This is a genomic window from Kitasatospora sp. GAS1066B (assembly GCF_041262605.1).
Classification (GTDB): Bacteria; Actinomycetota; Actinomycetes; order Streptomycetales; family Streptomycetaceae; genus Kitasatospora.
In genome coordinates this window covers 150313-164652 of the sequence record NZ_JBGCCO010000010.1, presented here as the reverse complement: position 1 = coordinate 164652, position 14340 = coordinate 150313, and the positions used below count along the sequence as shown (strand labels likewise).

Sequence of the window (14340 nt, the reverse complement as noted above, 5' to 3'; positions counted from 1 at the left end):
AGCCGGCCCGCCCCCAGGCCCCCCTCAGACCAGATGAACGACTTTCGACTTACGAAAGAGGGCTTGACGACCAGTGCTTGACGTCAACTTCTTCGACGAGCTCCGCATCGGCCTCGCGACCGCCGACGACATCCGCCAGTGGTCGCACGGCGAGGTCAAGAAGCCGGAGACCATCAACTACCGCACGCTGAAGCCGGAAAAGGACGGCCTTTTCTGCGAGAAGATCTTCGGTCCCACCCGGGACTGGGAGTGCTACTGCGGTAAGTACAAGCGTGTCCGCTTCAAGGGCATCATCTGCGAGCGCTGCGGCGTCGAGGTGACCCGCGCCAAGGTGCGTCGTGAGCGGATGGGCCACATCGAGCTGGCCGCCCCGGTCACCCACATCTGGTACTTCAAGGGTGTCCCCAGCCGTCTGGGCTACCTGCTCGACCTGGCGCCGAAGGACCTCGAGAAGGTCATCTACTTCGCCGCCTACATGATCACCTGGGTGGACGACGAGCGTCGCCAGCGCGACCTCCCGTCCCTGGAGGCGCACGTCTCCGTCGAGCGCCAGCAGATCGAGAACCGCCGTGACGCGGACCTCGAGGCTCGGGCAAAGAAGGCCGAGACCGACCTGGCCGAGCTGGAGGCCGAGGGCGCCAAGGCCGACGTGCGCCGCAAGGTGCGCGAGGGTGCCGAGCGTGAGATGAAGCAGCTGCGCGACCGTGCGCAGCGCGAGATCGACCGCCTGGACGAGGTGTGGGCCCGGTTCAAGAACCTCAAGGTCCAGGACCTCGAGGGTGACGAGCTGCTCTACCGCGAGCTGCGCGACCGGTTCGGCACCTACTTCTCCGGCTCGATGGGCGCGGCGGCCCTCAAGGACCGCCTGGAGACCTTCGACCTGGCCGAGGAGTCCGAGCGGCTGCGCGAGATCATCCGCACCGGCAAGGGCCAGAAGAAGACCCGTGCGCTCAAGCGCCTCAAGGTCGTCTCCGCCTTCCTGCAGACCACCAACAAGCCCAACGGCATGGTGCTGGACTGCGTCCCGGTGATCCCGCCGGACCTGCGTCCGATGGTGCAGCTGGACGGTGGCCGCTTCGCGACCTCCGACCTGAACGACCTGTACCGCCGCGTGATCAACCGCAACAACCGCCTGAAGCGGCTGCTCGACCTCGGCGCGCCCGAGATCATCGTGAACAACGAGAAGCGGATGCTCCAGGAGGCGGTCGACGCCCTCTTCGACAACGGCCGTCGTGGTCGCCCGGTGACGGGCCCCGGCAACCGTCCGCTGAAGTCCCTCAGCGACATGCTGAAGGGCAAGCAGGGTCGTTTCCGTCAGAACCTGCTCGGCAAGCGCGTCGACTACTCGGCCCGTTCGGTCATCGTCGTCGGCCCGCAGCTCAAGCTGCACCAGTGCGGTCTGCCCAAGGCCATGGCGCTGGAGCTCTTCAAGCCGTTCGTGATGAAGCGCCTGGTCGACCTGAACCACGCGCAGAACATCAAGTCGGCCAAGCGCATGGTCGAGCGCGCGCGCCCGGTGGTGTGGGACGTCCTCGAAGAGGTCATCGCCGAGCACCCGGTGCTGCTGAACCGTGCGCCCACCCTGCACCGCCTCGGCATCCAGGCCTTCGAGCCGCAGCTGGTCGAGGGCAAGGCCATCCAGATCCACCCGCTCGTCTGTACCGCGTTCAACGCGGACTTCGACGGTGACCAGATGGCCGTCCACCTGCCGCTCTCCGCGGAGGCGCAGGCCGAGGCCCGCATCCTGATGCTGTCCTCGAACAACATCCTGAAGCCGGCCGACGGTCGCCCCGTCACCATGCCGACCCAGGACATGGTGCTCGGTCTCTTCTTCCTCACCTCGGACCGCGAGGAGGTGAAGGGCGGTGGCCGCTCCTTCTCCTCGACCGCCGAGGCGATCATGGCCTTCGACGCCCGCGAGCTGGACGTCCAGGCCCCGATCGAGCTGCGGCTGCCGATCGGCACCGTGCCGCCGCGCGGCTGGACCCCGCCGGTGGTGGACGCCGAGTGGACCGACGGCCGGCCGAGCTGGACCGAGGGCGAGCCGTTCCGCCTGAACACCACCCTGGGCCGCGCGCTCTTCAACGAGCTGCTGCCCGAGGACTACCCGTTCGTCGACTACGAGGTGGGCAAGAAGCAGCTCTCCGCGATCGTCAACGACCTGGCGGAGCGCTACCCCAAGGTCATCGTCGCGGCGACCCTGGACAACCTGAAGGCGGCCGGCTTCCACTGGTCGACCCGGTCCGGTGTCACCGTCTCGATCTCGGACGTCGTCGTGCCGCCGAGCAAGCCGCAGATTCTCGAGGGCTACGAGGCGCAGGCCGAGAAGGTCCAGAAGAACTACGAGCGCGGTCTGATGACCAACGACGAGCGCAAGCAGGAAATGGTCAACATCTGGACCAAGGCGACCAACGAGGTCGCCGAGGCCATGAACGCGAACTTCCCGAAGACCAACCCCATCTTCATGATGGTCGACTCGGGTGCTCGCGGAAACATGATGCAGATGCGTCAGATCGCCGGTATGCGTGGTCTGGTGTCGAACGCCAAGAACGAGACGATCCCGCGTCCCATCAAGGCGTCGTTCCGTGAGGGCCTGTCGGTGCTGGAGTACTTCATCTCCACCCACGGTGCCCGTAAGGGTCTGGCCGACACCGCGCTGCGTACCGCCGACTCGGGTTACCTGACCCGTCGTCTGGTGGACGTCTCGCAGGACGTGATCATCCGCGAGGAGGACTGCGGCACCGAGCGCGGCCTCAAGCTGGCGATCGGTTCGGTCGGCGAGGACGGCGTGCTGCGCAAGGCCGACGACGTCGAGACCAGCGTCTACGCCCGCATGCTGGCCGAGGACATCACCGTCGACGGCAAGCTCATCGCGACCGCCAACACCGACCTCGGTGACGTGCTGATCGACGAGCTGATCCGCCACGGCATCGGCGAGGTCAAGACCCGTTCGATCCTGACCTGTGAGTCGGCCGTCGGCACCTGTGCCTTCTGCTACGGCCGTTCGCTGGCCACCGGCAAGCTGGTCGACATCGGTGAGGCGGTCGGCATCATCGCCGCCCAGTCCATCGGTGAGCCCGGCACCCAGCTGACCATGCGTACCTTCCACACCGGTGGTGTGGCCGGTGACGACATCACCCAGGGTCTGCCGCGTGTCGTCGAGCTCTTCGAGGCCCGTACCCCCAAGGGTGTGGCCCCGATCTCGGAGGCCTCCGGCCGGGTCCGGATCGAGGACACCGAGAAGACCCGCAAGCTCGTCGTCACCCCGGACGACGGCACCGAGGAGATCGCCTACCCGGTCTCCAAGCGTGTCAAGCTGCTGGTCAGCGAGGGCGAGGCGGTCGAGGTCGGCCAGAAGCTGACCCAGGGCGCCACCAACCCGCACGACGTGCTGCGGATCATGGGCCAGCGTGCCGTCCAGATTCACCTGGTCGCCGAGGTCCAGAAGGTCTACAACTCGCAGGGTGTGTCGATCCACGACAAGCACATCGAGATCATCATTCGGCAGATGCTCCGCCGCGTGACGATCATCGAGTCGGGCGACGCCGAGCTGCTCCCGGGCGAGCTCGTCGAGCGCGGCCGCTTCGAGACCGAGAACCGTCGGGTGGTCTCCGAGGGCGGTCACCCCGCCTCCGGTCGTCCGCAGCTGATGGGTATCACCAAGGCCTCGCTGGCCACCGAGTCCTGGCTGTCGGCCGCCTCCTTCCAGGAGACGACCCGGGTGCTCACCGACGCGGCGATCCACGCCAAGTCGGACCCGCTGCTGGGCCTCAAGGAGAACGTCATCCTCGGCAAGCTCATCCCGGCCGGTACGGGTCTGCCCCGCTACCGCAACATCCGGGTCGAGCCGACCGAGGAGGCCAAGGCCGCGATGTACTCGGCCGTCGGCTACGACGACTACGACCTGTCGCCCTTCGGCGCCGGCTCCGGCCAGGCGGTTCCGCTGGACGACTACGACTACGGGCCGTACACCGGCTGAGTCGTTCGCTGAACCGCAGGGCGGTCACCCCACCGGGGTGGCCGCCCTGCGGCGTTTCCAGGCGCCCCCAGGCGTCTCCAGGCGTCTCCAGGCGTCGTCCAGTCCGGCTCGCGACGGGCGGCCATGCCGCCGAGCGAGCGTGCGAGGACGTGGCTGCCGCGATTCCGGCAGCCTCAGGCCCGGCGAAAGTCGGCTGGTAGTGTGCCGCCATGCGAATCTTGGTCACCGGTGGCAGCGGTTACATCGGCTCTCACACCACGCTCCAGCTCATCGCGGCGGGCCACGAGGTGGTGATCGCGGACAACTTCAGCAGGAGCAAGCCGTCGGTCCTCGGCCGCCTCGAGTCGCTGTCGGGCGTGCCGATCAAGCACCACGTCATCGACCTCACCGACCAGGACGAGACCGACCGTCTCTTCGCCCAGGGGGCGTTCGACGCGGTGATCCACTTCGCCGGGCTGAAGGCGGTCGGGGAGTCCGTCGCGATGCCGCTCGAGTACTACGCGAATAACCTCGGTTCGACCCTCTCCGTGCTGGCCGCGATGCGTGCGCACGGTGTCAAGAAGCTGGTCTTCTCCTCCTCCGCCACCGTCTACGGCGAGGACGCGCCGGCGCCGATGCGGGAGCCCTTCCCCACCTCGGCGACCAACCCCTACGGCTGGACCAAGGTGATGCAGGAGCAGATGCTGCGCGACCTCGGCGTGGCCGACCCGGAGATGCGGATCGCGCTGCTGCGCTACTTCAACCCGGTCGGCGCCCACCAGTCCGGGACGATCGGCGAGGACCCGCACGGGGTGCCCAACAACCTGATGCCGCTGGTCGCCCAGGTCGCCGTCGGGCGACGCGCCGGCCTCCAGGTCTTCGGCACCGACTACCCCACGCCCGATGGCACCGCGCGGCGTGACTACCTGCACGTCGAGGACCTGGCCGCCGGCCACGTCGCCGCCCTGAAGAAGCTGGGCGAGACGCAGGAGCCGGTCTCGACCTGGAACCTGGGCACCGGGAGGCCGACTTCGGTCCGCGAGATGGTGTCGGCGTTCGCCAAGGCGAGTGGCCGGGAGATCCCGACCGTCGACGCGCCGCGCCGCCCCGGCGACATCGCGGACTCCTACGCGGACCCGGCCAAGGCCCAGGCCGAGCTCGGCTGGGTGGCCACCCGCACCATCGACGACATGTGCGCGGACACCTGGCGCTGGCAGTCGCAGAACCCGGACGGTTTCCCGGAAGCCTGACGTCCCGGGTACTACGGGCACTAGGAGCTGTTCGGGGTTCGGATCATGTGGTTGAGGTGAGGTGCTTCAGCCACATGATCGAGCCTCGGAGGTGGAGTGCGGCCTCGAAGCTCTCCTGGCTCTTGTCGTAGCGAGTGGCCACCCCGCGCCAGGTCTTGAGCTTCTGGAAGCAGCGTTCGACGGTGTTCCTCTCCTTGTAGAGCTCGGCGTCCTGGCTGACGGGCCGGCCACCTCGGCTGCCCTTCTTCTTGCGGTTGGCGGCTTGGTCCCCCTTCTCCGGGATGACGGCCCTGATGCCGCGTTTGCGCAGGTAGGCCCGATTGGCCTTGGAGGAGTAGGCCTTGTCCCCGGCGACTGCGTCCGGTCTGGTGCGCGGGCGGCCGACCGGCCCCGGGACCCTGATCTTCTCCAGCACGGTCCGGAACAGCGGGCAGTCCGCCGCCTGACCGGGTGTCAGGACGAAGGCCAGCGGCAGCCCGGCGGAGTCGACCGCGGCATGGATCTTGCTGCTCAGGCCGCCCCGGGACCGGCCGAGTCCGGCAGCCTTCGCACGGGCTTTGCGGCGACGCCGCGTTGCGGCAGGATCCGCGCCCGCCCGGTCCGCGGCGGTCGTGTCCGCCGGGGCTTGCGGTGCACCACCCGCCACACCGGCGGTTGGCGCGGCAGTGGAGCCCCTTTTTCCTCGGTCAGTGCCTGTTCGAGGGCGTCCAGGGTCTCCCCAGCGACGGCCAGGCCGGACGAGTCCTGGTGCCCGCGCACCACCGTGGAGTCCACGCTCACCAGCTCCAGACCGACCAGCCCACGCCCGGCCGCCTCCGCGATCAACGCGTCCATCAACCCCTGGAACACCCCGGCCCTGGCCCAGTTGCTGAACCGGGAGTACACCGTGGACCAGGGCCCGTACCTCTCTGGGACATCACGCCACCCGGACCCGGTCCGGAAACGCCAGATCACCCCGTTGAACTGGTCCCGCACCCGCCGGGGCAACGGCCCCGTAGCCGCGACCGGCAGAAGGGGCTCGATCAGCATCCACTCGGCATCCGTCACATCAAAACGCGCCACACCCGAGTTCTACCAGCAGCCAGCACCACAAAGAGATCCAAACCCCAGACAGCTCCTAGCTGACGCGGAACACCGGGCCCCGCGCGGTGAACGGCAGCGAGCCGTCCGGCGGCAGCAGGAAGGCGTGCTCGCGGCGCACTCGCAGCACCTCGCAGTAGCCGTCGGTGATCAGCAGGATCGGCGCGCCGGGCGGGAAGTCCTCGGCTCGCTCCAGCAGGTCCACCCCGGGCTGCAGCAGCGTGCCGCCGCGACCGCGCACCCGCAGCCGGCCGGCGATCCGCTCCGGCGGCAGGTAGCCGGCGTCGTAGGCGGCGGCGTCGCAGTACACCACGCGGGCGGCCGGCACGTCCCGGGCGGCCGCGTAGGAGGCGATCGCGCCGAGTGCCTTGCCGAGCAGGCGGCGGTCCATCGACCCGGAGGTGTCGAGCACCACGCCGAAGGTGCAGCGGGCCACCTCCTCGGGCGGGAAGTACCGTCCGGCGCGCGGGATGCCGGGGGAGGAGGCCTGCCGGCGCGAGGGGCGGGCGTAGCTGCGCACGGGCTGCGGCGAGGGGACGAACTCGTCGAACCAGCGGGCGAGGCGGGCGTCCCAGGGCAGCGGCGGGTGGGCCAGCGCGCGGATCTCCTCCTCCAGGCCGGCCGGCAGCAGCCCGCGCTCGCGCCGGTGCAGCTCGAACCCCTGTTGCAGGCCACGGCGGTAGAAGTCGTCGAGGTCGACGTAGTCGCGCGGCTCGCCGAGCGGCGCGCCCAGCACGTCCGGGCGGCCCTTGCCCGCGAGGGTGGCCAGGCGGCGGATCCGGCGCTGGTCGCGGACGATCCGGTCGTACACCTCCTCGGCCGACAGGCCCCGCAACTCCGGGTCGTGCAGCAGCCCTTCGGGCATCTCGCCGACACCCATCTCGAGCAGCCAGCCGTTGATCACATAGTCGGCCGCGACATTGAACAGGTACGGGTCGCGGGCCCCGCGCCGGTCGCCGTGCCGCAGCGCGGCGTGCAGCATCTCGTGGGCCAGGATGAACCGCCACTCCTCGTCGCTGTAGTGGCGCAGCGGGTTGAGGTAGATCTCGCCGGCCTCGGCGTTGACGGCCGCGATCGCGATGCCCTGGGCCCGGGCCAACTCGGCGTCCGCGACCAGGGTGAGGCCGGCCGCGATGCCGCCGAGCAGCGGGTAGGAGGAGATGAACCAGTTCAGCGCGCGGGTCCACGGCCGCTCCGGCAGCCGCGCTCCGGTCAGCTCCTCGCGCCGGCCGCCGGCCAGGTCCATCGCCGCCGACATGGTGCGGGTCAGCGCGGCGGCGAAGGCCACCGTCCAGTCCTCGGGCGTCTGCTGGTACTTGCCGGTCCGCCGGAGGTCCGACGCGGTCCCGGCGGTCCCCGCCACCTCGGGCAGCCCGTCCCGGCGCCAGCGGGCGGCCATCTCCTCCTCGTCCCCGCCGAGGTACGCGCCGGGCAGCTCGAACGGGCTGCGGCCGATCGTGAAGGTGGCCAGGAAGCGGTTGACCACGTGGCAGCGGGCGGCTCGCAGGCAGGCGTCGGGCGGCTCCGGCGGGCCGTCCAGGTGCCCGAAGCCCAGGTGCAGCAGGCAGTGTGCGAACACCCAGGCCCACTCGGCCGGGTCCGCGCGCCGGTTGCCGTCCACGTGCAGCACGCCGTTGGAGTCGACCACCGCCCAGCCGCCCGGCGGCAGGCAGTCGGGGTTGCGGCACAGGCTCACGTCGAGCGAGGCGAAGGCGCTGTTGCGGCGCAGCAACGCCAGCCCCTCGGCGAGCGCCAGGGCGGCCGGGTCCTTGACGTCCGGCTGACGCGGCGGGCGCCTCACCGTCGCGCCTCGACCAGCCGGGGCATGTCCCGGGCCGCCTCGATCAGGAACCAGGCGGGCAGCACCGGGTTGCCGTCCGGGCCGTCCGCGATCACCGTCTGGGCCACCTCGACCGAGATCTCGGCCAACTGCACCAGCAGCGACTTGGCCCGGTAGGCGGTCTGCCGCAGCGCGTCGGAGGCGTACTCCTTCCTGGCGGGCAACTCCTTGACCAGGCGGCCGCGGAAGGCGTCGGCCAGGTAGTAGAGCAGGTCGCGGTCCTCCAGCCGGTGCGGCCAGCGGGCCTCGCCCTTGAGGATCGCGTCCAGCCCGAAGGAGTGCCGCACGATCTTGGCGTAGCCGCAGAAGGCCACCGCGTGCTGCGGCGTCAGCAGCCCGTTCGCCACCACCTTCAGCGTCTCCTCGGCGAGGGTCGGCCCGAAGGAGTGCAGCGCGTCGGAGAGCATGTGCCAGGCGCGCGGGGTGGAGAACGGTTCCTCGGACTTCGGCGGCGCGGACCAGAGGTGGTCCGGACGGTCCGTCAGGTAGTCCACCACCCAGGGGTGGATCCCGCTGCCCGCGGCCCAGCTCAGCCAGTCCGTGGCGCTGGCCCGCAGATGGACGTGGACCAGCCGGTTGACCAGCGCGGAGGCCATCGGCCGGGCCAGTGCGCCGTCCGTGGCCCGGTTGCCCGCGCCGATCACGATGCTGCCCGGTGGCAGCTCGTAGGAGCCGATCCGGCGGTCCAGGATCAGCGAGTAGAAGGCCTTCTGCACATCGGGCGTGGCCGCGTTGAGCTCGTCCAGGAAGAGGCAGTACGGCTCGTCGCGGGCGATGGCCTCCGGCGGGCAGAACCGCGAGCGCCCCTGCGGGGTGATCTGCGGGACCCCGATCAGGTCCTCCGGCGCCAGCTGGGTGCCGATCAGGCTCACGCACTCGAGCCCGAGCGAGTCGGCGAACTCCCGCACCAGCGAGGACTTCCCGATCCCCGGCGCACCCCACAGGAAGACCGGCCGCACGGTGGCCAGCCCGAGCAGCAACTCGGGTACCTGGGACGGGGATACGGTGACAGCACCCTGCACGGGGGATCCTCTGCTGCTCGGCGGACGGTCCGACCAGTGTCCGGGCCACCGCCCGCCCGCGCACCCGCTTTTCGCCGCTGAAACCGGGGTGCGGCCCCGCCCGGCGGGCGCCTACTGTCGGTCGCATGACCCGCACGCTCGTCGCCGTCCTGACCGGAGCCGGCATCTCCACCGACTCCGGCATCCCCGACTACCGCGGCCCGAACGGCCTGTGGCAGCGCGACCCACAGGCCCAGCAACTGGTGACCATCGGCCCCTACCTGGCCGACCCCGAGATTCGCCGCCGCTCCTGGCAACTGCGCCTGGAGACCGGGGCGCTGGCCGCCGAGCCGAACGCCGGGCACCGCGCGCTGGTCGAGCTGGCCGCGAAGCTGCCGGTCCGGGTGCTCACCCAGAACGTCGACGGCCTGCACCAGAAGGCCGGGCTGCCCGACCGCAAGGTGCTCGAACTGCACGGCACCGTGCGGCGCACCCAGTGCGTGGCGTGCCGGCGCTACGGCGAGATGACCGAGGCGCTGGCCCGGGTCACGGCCGGTGAGCCGGACCCCGCCTGCCCGCACTGCGGCGGCATCCTCAAGCCGGCCACCGTGATGTTCGGCGAGAGGCTGGACCCGGTGGTGCTGGCGCAGGCCGACGCGATCGCCAAGGCCTGCGACGTGTTCATCGCGGTCGGCAGCTCGCTGCAGGTCCACCCGGCGGCCGCCCTGCCGCGGATCGCGCTGGAGCACGGCGCCCGGCTGATCGTGGTCAACGGCGAGCCGACCCCGTACGACGAGCCGGCGGCGGAGGTGATCCGGGAGCCGATCTCCACCGCCCTGCCCGCGCTGGTCGCTAGGCTGGCCGGGTGACGCACTTCGATCCCTGGTCAGCGGAGTTCATCGCGCACCCGTACGACGTGTACGCGCAGCTGCGCGAGCGGACCCCGGTGGTCTTCCACGAGCCGACCGGGCAGTGGCTCGTCTCCCGCCACCGGGACGTCAGCGCGCTGCTGCGCGACCGGCGCCTCGGCCGCAGCTACACCCACCGGTTCAGCCACGAAGAGTTCGGGCAGCAGCCGCCCGACCCGGCGCACGAGCCCTTCCACACGCTCAACGGCAACGGGCTGCTCGATCTGGAGGCGCCCGACCACACCCGGATCCGGCGGCTGGTCGCCAAGGCGTTCACGCCGCGGATGGTCGAGGCGCTGCGGCCGACCGTGGCCGCGCTGGCCGACGAGCTGGTCACCGGGCTGCTGAAGGAGGGCGGCGGCGATCTGATCTCCGCCGTCGCCGAGCCGCTGCCGGTCGCGGTGATCGCCGAGATGCTCGGGGTGCCCGCGGCCGACCGGGACCTGCTGCGGCCCTGGTCGGCGGCGATCACCGGGATGTTCGAGCTGAATCCGACGCCGGAGGCCGCGCGGAAGGCGGTGGACGCCAGCGTCGAATTCTCCGACTTCCTGCGCGAGCTGATCCGCGAGCGCCGGGCCAACCCGGGCCCCGACCTGATCTCCGCCCTGATCGCCGCCCAGGAGGAGGGTGACCGGCTGAGCGAGCAGGAGATGGTCTCCACCTGCGTGCTGCTGCTCAACGCCGGCCACGAGGCGACCGTCAACACCACCGGCAACGGCTGGTGGGCGCTCTTCCGCAACCCCGACCAGCTGGCCCTGCTGCGCTCCGACGTCGACCGTCATCTCCCCACCACCATCGAGGAGTTGATGCGCTATGACACCCCGCTGCAGATGTTCGAGCGCTGGGTCCTGGAGGACATCGAGCTGTACGGCAGCACGATCCCGCGCGGTGCCGAGCTGGCCCTGCTCTTTGGCTCGGCCAACCGCGACCCCGAGCGCTTCGCCGAGCCCGAGCGCCTCGACGTGACCCGCACCGAGAATCCGCACCTCAGCTTCGGTGCCGGCATCCACTTCTGCCTCGGCGCTCCGCTGGCCCGCCTCGAACTCACCGAGTCCTACGGCGCGTTGCTCCGCCGCGCGCCCGGCCTGGCGCTGCTGAGCGAACCCACCTGGCAGCCCGGATACGTGATCCGCGGCCTGGACGAATTGCTGGTGACCACGTGAAGCGAGCCACCGGAGCCCTGCTCGGCCTGGCCATCGGCGATGCCATGGGCTATCCGACCGAGTTCCGCACCATCGCCCAGCTCGCCGCCACGGACCCCGACTGGCGCCGTCTGCCGCTGCCCACCCCGGCGTTGATCACCGACGACACCCAGATGACGCTCGCGGTCGCCCGCGCCGTCCGGCTGACCGGCGAGCTGGCCCCGCAGCCCTTCGCCGAGCAGCTGACCGACGAGTTCGTCGCCTGGTGCCACGCGCCCGACAACAACCGGGCACCCGGCCTGACCTGCATGCGCGCCTGCCGGGAGCTGCAACGGCACCCGGGCCGCCCCTGGCAGGTGTCCAGCCAGATGGGTTCCAAGGGGTGCGGCGCCAACATGCGGGTGGCCCCGATCGGCCTGATCCGCTCGTTGACGGCCGATCAGCTGTCCGGTGCCGCCCAGCTCCAGGCCGCCCTGACCCACGGCCACCCGACCGGGCTGGCCGCCAGCAGCCTGACCGCCCACACGGTCCGGCTGCTGATCGAGGGCTGGGCGCCTGAGCAACTGCCGGCCGAACTGCGCCGCTTCGCGCTCGCCAACCGCACCCGCTACGAGTCGTACTGGCTCGGCGACCTGGCCGCCCGCGCCGACGACCGCTTGCCCGAGGACTTCATCGCGCGCGGCTGGGACGAGTGCCTGGAGGTGCTCGACCGGCTGGACGCCGCGCTGGCCGCCCCCGACCGGGAGAGCGACCCGTGCCTGGCCACCGGCGCGGGCTGGATCGCCGAGGAAGCACTGGCCACCGGCCTGCTCTGCTTCCTGCTCTTCCCCGACGACCCGGTCACCGCGGTGCGCCGGGCCGCCTACTCCTCCGGCGACTCCGACTCCATCGCCTGCCTGGCCGGCGCCTTCGCGGGTGCCTACGTCGGCGCGGCCGCCTGGCCGGCCGAGTGGGTGGAGCGGATCGAGCACCGCGACGAGCTGCTGGCCCTCGGCGCCTTCTGGGATTAGCAGGCTCCTACCGCTTGCCGCGCCCCCGCTCCACCCGAGCCCGCCCGTGCAGCGCGGCCCGGTCCGCGGCGGCGCGGCCCGCGGCCCAGCCCTCGCCGTCGCTCACCCGCACCCGCTGCGAGGTGAGCTTGGGGAACATCCGGTCGGTGGCGGAGGAGACCGCCTCCTCGCGGGCGGCCAGCGCGGGCAGCAGCCGCTCGTCCGGCAGCAGTTGTTCGGCGGTGCCGTCCTCGCGCAGGTGCCGCCCGGCGGCCGCCTCCCGGGTGGTCCGCTCGGTGGCCTCGGTCAACCGTTCGCGGATCCGTGCCGCGTAGGAGACCAGGAACGACTGCCGGAACGCCCGGGTGCGGGAGGCCCCGCCCAGGTGCTGCTTGCTGCCCGACTGGTTCATCGCGGCGGTCGCCTGGACCAGCAGCGAGGTGTACAGCAGTTCGACGGCGTCCAGGTCGGAGTCGAAGCCGACCACCGTGCAGAAACCGAACTCCTTCGCCCAGACCACCCGGCAGCGGTTGGCCGCCGCCACCGCGTCCAGCAGCATCGCCTTCGGTCCCTCGTACGGGTTCTCCACCCCGATCCGCACCGCGCCCGGCAGGTCGTCGCGGGCCTGACCGGCGGCCAGCAGCGCCTCGTCGATGCTGTGCTGGGCCATCAACTGCTGCGCCTTCTCGGTCAGCGCCTCGGCCTCCTGCGGGTACTCGGTGGACTCCGCCTTGGCCAGCAGCGCCCGGATCCGGGACAGCATCCGCGGCTCGCCCGGCACCGGGACGGCCGCCCGGTGCTCCACCGGCCGGGAGCCGGGCACCGGACCGACCGGCGCGAGCACCGGCAGCCGGCCGAGCAGCCGCAGCAGTTCGAACACGGCGGTGGCCAGCGCGAACCGGTCCAGCCGGTGCCGCTCGGCGAAGCCGGGCAGGAACCGCTCGTCGCCGGCCCACCAGACGGCGGCCGCCAGCTCGCGCAGTTGCTCCTGCCAGCGCCGGTCCAGCGCGGCGGGAGAGTAGCGGCGCGCCTCGGCGGCGACCAGGTCGACCAGCAGCGTCTGGTGGACCGGGGTCAGGTCCCGGCGGACCAGCCTGGCCAGGTCGGCGGGGCGCCAGCCGCGGGCCCAGAGCCCGCCGAGAGAGCGGTCGGTGAGCAGCAGCAGGCCCCGGCTCATCGCCGGCCAGCGCTCTGCGGAGGCGGCCAGCAGCGAGGCAGCGCCGTCCACCACCTCGTCCAGCCGCCGGTCCGGCGCGGCCAGCACCGTCTGGAGCGCGTGTTCCAGCAACTCGTCGATGCTCTTCTGCTCTTCGTCCACCGAGCCCATGATGCCGCAGCGCCGTGCGGGTCTCGGCGCGATGATGGTGGAACCCTTGGCCGCCCTGGTTCGTCCACAGGGTTGGGAGAGGCATCACGGGAGGAGAGCCGGATGGGTGATGTGCAGCCGTGGCCGTCTGCGGGGGGCCGTCCTGACCGGCCGCAGGGTGGCGGCTGGCAGCCCGCCGGGCAGCACCCCGGGTATGCGGCGATGCGCGCCGCCCACACCGACCGGGACCGCACCGTCGACGTGCTGAAGGCCGCCTACGCCGAGGGCCGGCTGAGTGCCGACGAGTACTCCGCGCGCTTCGACCTGGCGAACCAGGCCCAGACGTACGGCCAGCTGGCCCAGCTGGTCGCCGACCTGCCGTCCGGCCCGATGCCCGGCCCGATGTCCGGCCCCTCGGCGGTGCCGCTCGGCCCGCCGGTGCCGGCCACCTTCCTGCCGCCGACCCGCCAGGCCCGCAACAACGGCGTGGCCATCGCCTCCCTGGTGTTCGGCCTGCTCTGCGTGCCCTCGTTCGGCGCCCTGGGACTGCCGGCCGTGATCACCGGCCACATGGCCCGCCAGCAGATCCGCCGCTCCGAGGAGGGCGGCGACGGCATGGCGACCTTCGGCCTGGTGGTCGGCTACCTCTCGCTGGCCGGCTGGAGCCTGGCCCTGTTCGTGGCGGTGCTGGGTGCGCTCAGTCACCCGTGACGGCGCGCCCCGTCCGGGTCGCCGCCGACCCGGCGCTGTGCTATAGCGGATGAGACGGGTCGGGACGGGGTCCGGAGGATGCCACGATTCCCGCCACGACCAGCCAAGTTCCATTTGTTTTGACCGCGCCCGATGCGCTAGGTACGCTCTGACCT

Annotated in this window: 9 protein-coding genes and 1 pseudogene; 6 read left to right on the top strand and 4 right to left on the bottom strand. The window is 71.4% G+C overall.

The features are described from left to right. The first annotated feature begins 73 nt into the window (after positions 1–73). Together ABH937_RS13825 and galE are read left to right on the top strand one after the other, a co-directional pair. Positions 74–3979 (top strand): DNA-directed RNA polymerase subunit beta', encoded by a 3906-nt coding sequence (locus ABH937_RS13825; protein ID WP_280693252.1) that lies wholly within the window; start codon positions 74–76, stop codon positions 3977–3979. Between the two features lie 209 nt (positions 3980–4188). Further along, positions 4189–5208: a UDP-glucose 4-epimerase GalE gene (gene galE, locus ABH937_RS13820; protein ID WP_370218316.1), complete on the top strand. Its 1020-nt coding sequence runs from the start codon at positions 4189–4191 to the stop codon at positions 5206–5208. Between the two features lie 43 nt (positions 5209–5251). Here galE and ABH937_RS13815 read toward each other — a convergent pair. From ABH937_RS13815 to ABH937_RS13805, 3 genes and pseudogenes are all read right to left on the bottom strand, one after another. Continuing rightward, positions 5252–6270: pseudogene (locus ABH937_RS13815) on the bottom strand (IS5 family transposase). Positions 6271–6325: 55 nt separating this feature from the next. Continuing rightward, positions 6326–8089 carry a hypothetical protein gene (locus ABH937_RS13810; RefSeq protein WP_280692156.1) on the bottom strand — a complete coding sequence of 588 codons (1764 nt, stop codon included), beginning with the start codon at positions 8087–8089 and terminating at the stop codon, positions 6326–6328. Continuing rightward, positions 8086–9150 carry an ATP-binding protein gene (locus ABH937_RS13805; protein WP_370218314.1) on the bottom strand — a complete coding sequence of 355 codons (1065 nt, stop codon included), beginning with the start codon at positions 9148–9150 and terminating at the stop codon, positions 8086–8088. Before ABH937_RS13805 ends, ABH937_RS13810 begins: the two co-directional genes overlap by 4 nt. Before the next feature lie 125 nt (positions 9151–9275). On the opposite strand from ABH937_RS13805, the gene ABH937_RS13800 reads away from it, so the two are divergent. Genes ABH937_RS13800 through ABH937_RS13790 form a run of 3 tightly spaced genes read left to right on the top strand, consistent with a single transcriptional unit; the run spans position 9276 to position 12189 of the window. Next, positions 9276–9998, top strand: a complete 723-nt coding sequence (locus ABH937_RS13800) for a Sir2 family NAD-dependent protein deacetylase (RefSeq protein ID WP_280692160.1) — start codon at positions 9276–9278, stop codon at positions 9996–9998. Beyond that, entirely contained in the window at positions 9995–11200 is a 1206-nt protein-coding gene (locus tag ABH937_RS13795) for a cytochrome P450 (protein ID WP_280692162.1), read from the top strand. The genes ABH937_RS13800 and ABH937_RS13795 overlap by 4 nt, the downstream gene beginning before the upstream one ends. Then, positions 11197–12189 (top strand): ADP-ribosylglycohydrolase family protein, encoded by a 993-nt coding sequence (locus tag ABH937_RS13790; protein WP_280692163.1) that lies wholly within the window; start codon positions 11197–11199, stop codon positions 12187–12189. Before ABH937_RS13795 ends, ABH937_RS13790 begins: the two co-directional genes overlap by 4 nt. A 7-nt stretch (positions 12190–12196) precedes the next feature. Here ABH937_RS13790 and ABH937_RS13785 read toward each other — a convergent pair whose 3' ends face one another. Then, positions 12197–13495, bottom strand: a complete 1299-nt coding sequence (locus tag ABH937_RS13785; protein ID WP_280692165.1) for a DUF2786 domain-containing protein — start codon at positions 13493–13495, stop codon at positions 12197–12199. A 102-nt stretch (positions 13496–13597) separates the two neighbouring features. Here ABH937_RS13785 and ABH937_RS13780 point away from each other — a divergent pair, with 102 nt between their 5' ends. Next, entirely contained in the window at positions 13598–14185 is a 588-nt protein-coding gene (locus ABH937_RS13780) for a DUF4190 domain-containing protein (protein ID WP_370218313.1), read from the top strand. Positions 14186–14340: the final 155 nt, after the last annotated feature.

What these genes read in the sequence shown, in the direction of transcription:
- galE (WP_370218316.1), top strand. Translation starts at nt 4,189, where the DNA reads ATGCGAATCTTGGTCACCGGTGGCAGCGGTTACATCGGCTCTCACACC.
- ABH937_RS13800 (WP_280692160.1), top strand. Translation starts at nt 9,276, where the DNA reads ATGACCCGCACGCTCGTCGCCGTCCTGACCGGAGCCGGCATCTCCACC.
- ABH937_RS13785 (WP_280692165.1), bottom strand. Translation starts at nt 13,495, where the DNA reads ATGGGCTCGGTGGACGAAGAGCAGAAGAGCATCGACGAGTTGCTGGAA.
- ABH937_RS13780 (WP_370218313.1), top strand. Translation starts at nt 13,598, where the DNA reads ATGGGTGATGTGCAGCCGTGGCCGTCTGCGGGGGGCCGTCCTGACCGG.